Annotated in this window: 3 protein-coding genes; 1 reads left to right on the forward strand and 2 read right to left on the reverse strand. The window is 60.4% G+C overall.

The window, feature by feature from the left end; all coding sequences use genetic code 11:
- On the forward strand, positions 1-660 hold a 660-nt coding region (locus QN357_RS18445; protein WP_323505335.1), incomplete at its 5' end, for a hypothetical protein.
- A 165-nt stretch (positions 661-825) separates the two neighbouring features.
- On the opposite strand, the gene QN357_RS18450 is transcribed toward QN357_RS18445, so the two are convergent.
- Positions 826-1,932, reverse strand: coding sequence for a hypothetical protein (locus QN357_RS18450; RefSeq protein ID WP_323505336.1), 1,107 nt, complete (start codon positions 1,930-1,932; stop codon positions 826-828).
- A 9-nt stretch (positions 1,933-1,941) separates the two neighbouring features.
- Positions 1,942-2,898: a zinc-ribbon domain-containing protein gene (locus tag QN357_RS19620; RefSeq protein ID WP_416347632.1), complete on the reverse strand. Its 957-nt coding sequence runs from the start codon at positions 2,896-2,898 to the stop codon at positions 1,942-1,944.
- Between the last annotated feature and the right edge of the window lie 42 nt (positions 2,899-2,940).

Below are 2,940 nucleotides of genomic sequence, written 5' to 3' on the forward strand. Positions count from 1 at the left end.
TCGTTCTTCAGCTCCGTCGCGCACGAGCTGCGCGGGGACCTCGCGCACGGACAGGACTTCGGCGAGAAGGCCCAGAAGGTCGCCGCGACGATCTCAGATCACGCCGAGCTCTTCGCGAGCCTGCCTGCAAATCTGCAGGCCGACCTGACCACCCTCACGCAGGCCTCGGACGGGGACCGCACCGCCGCCGCCGAATTCATCGCCACGTCGGCTCTCGCCGGGAACTATGGCGAGCAGGCGCAGGCGCTCGCCGTTGCGATCCAGGCCGACCCGGAGCATCCGCTGCGCGCCGCCCTGCACGCAGCGCTCGAGGGCAGCCTCGACGCCGGCACCCCCGGCACCGGCGGCGACACCGCGACGGACACCACGGACGCGGGTCCCGCCGTCACCAAGCTCGCCCTGAGCCTTGTCGACAACCCCGCCCTGTTCGACAAGCTCCCGGTCGAGCTGCAGAGCGCCCTGACCGCGCTCAAGGCGCTGCCGGCCGAGCAGCAGGATGCCGCGGCCCAGCAGATCGCCACCGACGCCGGGACCGGGACCTACGGCCCGGAGATCCAGAAGATCGCCGAGCACCTGGCACACGGCGCAGCACAGGACACGGGGGACGACGCTTCGGGCCACGACGCTTCGGGCCACGCCGCCGCCACGGCCGCCCACTAGCCGGCCGGAACGAACGAGGAAGGCCGGGGGCGCAGTGCGCTCCCGGCCTTCCGCCGTCCTACCGGTCCAGGTGTCATTTCTCCATTTAGTTGGCCACTTTCGCAAATAGTTGGCCATCGCTGAATAGCACTCGTGGTCGGAGCGTCGCATCTAACTTGGCCACATTCACTGAAGACCGCTCCCGCGCCGCTCAAGAGCGTCGAGTAGTTCCGTGGCAGCAAGAAAGTTCCAGAATATCCAGTCCAGAAATTGATCTCCATAGTCGGTCTTCTGGCTCGGGTTCCGATGGCGGATTGCGAAATTGTTGGCAATGTTGAAGAGATCATTCTCATCGTCACTGACGAGAGCTTTTAGCGTCTTCCGTCGCGCTTCAAGATTATTTGCAATCAAAGTGACTGCCGCCCGCTTGGCTACAAGGCTTGCGCCTCGACTCCGAAAGTCACGGATTGCATGTGCAATCTCATCCTGCGGCTGTTGGCGCGCTTCCAGCTGCTCAGTCACAAGCTCCTGAAGCGGCGCGCTGAACTCACGTATGAGCCGACCCTGTTCTTCGCCGTTGGCCGCAAGCTGAAGAGATATGTTGTGATCGCGAAGTAGTTGGTTTACTCGCCAGCGATAGATCGCCCTTCCGGCGACCGCGTCGTAGCCCTCGTAGTGGCGGCCGCATCCCGCATAGTCGTGAACCGTAAATGTGCTGGGGCGTTGAGCTTGATCATGGAAGTACTCGACAAGGGAGAAAAGGAGGGCATCAGATGCCGTGTCTGGATCTCGGATCAGTTCCGGCCAGACGGTCCTGATTCGGATGGCTGTCGATATTTGCTGCGAAACCCATTCGTCGGACGGGTTGTCCGCGTCCGGGCACCACTTCGGCAGAACCTTTGGAATGTAGCCAGTCTCGGAGAGCTTGTTGATGAGATCGAGGAAGTCTCCCGCGAATCCGGTAGAGATATCGGTCCCGCCGTCCAGATCCGTGTCGTATCTTTGCGCCCAATACAGCGGTCGCCGGAACGGCTGCAGTCGCGACTCGTCTTTGAGCAGTTCAACGAACCAATCCTGTGCAGAGCTAGCAGTGGGCGGCACTTCAAAGTCCCAGCCAAAAGATCCCGTGCCCATTCGCAGAAATTGACCGGCGACATCGTCGTCGTCGAAAGCCTCCTCCAGGAGTAGCGCAATCTTTGCCTTGGGAAACTCTCTTTCGGAGTCAAGAATGCGACTGGCCGCCCACTCGAAGAGTTCGCGCGGCCATGAGAGCGCGTACGTTGGTTCGATCACACCTTGACTCTACGATGCAGCACTGACCTCCAAGTCTTCGACGGCGCTGTGCCAGCGGAGGTAATCGGTGTATTCCCGGCAGTACCTGTCGACTCGCATCATGCGTATTTCTGTCCAATACGGTTTTCCGCAGGGACACGTGAAACACGCCTTTTGGGCCGAACCGGGATGCACATCACTGGGAGTAATATCCCCGTTGAGTGTGGGATGCCATCGCGCTGCGCTCTCGGGCCTGGCAGTGGCAAAGTCAGTTTCACCCTTGATGATGCTTCGGCCAGTGCACTTCGTGCACCCGATACCCAGCTTGGTGCGGACGGCCACAACAGCCGGGTATTCGTGCCCGCTGGGGCACAGCCACCAAACGCGTTTTTGTGATTGCGGCAAGAGAGTCTCAGCCCGAAGTTTCCCATTTAGCGTTGGATGCAGCTCGGCCGCAATCGACTTATGCGTGGTTCCAAGGTCATTGAAACCGCTCAGCGCGCGCCGTGAATTGCACGCAGGGCACTTCCATTTGCGCCTCCGGCGGTTCTCAATCGTCGAACTGAATGGATGTCCACTCGGACATATCCACCAAACGGAGTCGTAGCCATCGAGCAACAGTGGCGGTGGCACGCTGGTCGCGTTCCGCTCAGGATCCCACTGTGCCGAATAACTCGGGTACTTCTCTCGTAGGTCGACAAGTACCCGAAAGCGATGCGGGTCTCTGCAGTTGGGACAGCTTGGGTAGCGGCGGAATAGATGGACGGCCTTCTTGAACTCGTGTCCAATCGGGCAGCGCCACCATGCTTCAAAAGCCGACCCGGCCGAAACGGTACTCAGCTTTCTTCTTCCGTTGCGAGTTGGGTGCCAAAACAACGCTAGGAGCGGGTGTGTGGCACCAAAATCTGTAAGACCTGCAACTGGACGCTTCCCAGAGCAAAATGCGCAAACAGGGGTTACGTCCCGGTGAGTGGTGTGGTTTCCCACTCTTGAGCGTTGCTTCGTCAACGTAAAGAGCCACCGTGGGAT

Origin of the sequence: Cryobacterium sp. RTC2.1, from assembly GCF_035018685.1 — a bacterium.
Lineage (GTDB): Bacteria > Actinomycetota > Actinomycetes > Actinomycetales > Microbacteriaceae > Cryobacterium > Cryobacterium glucosi.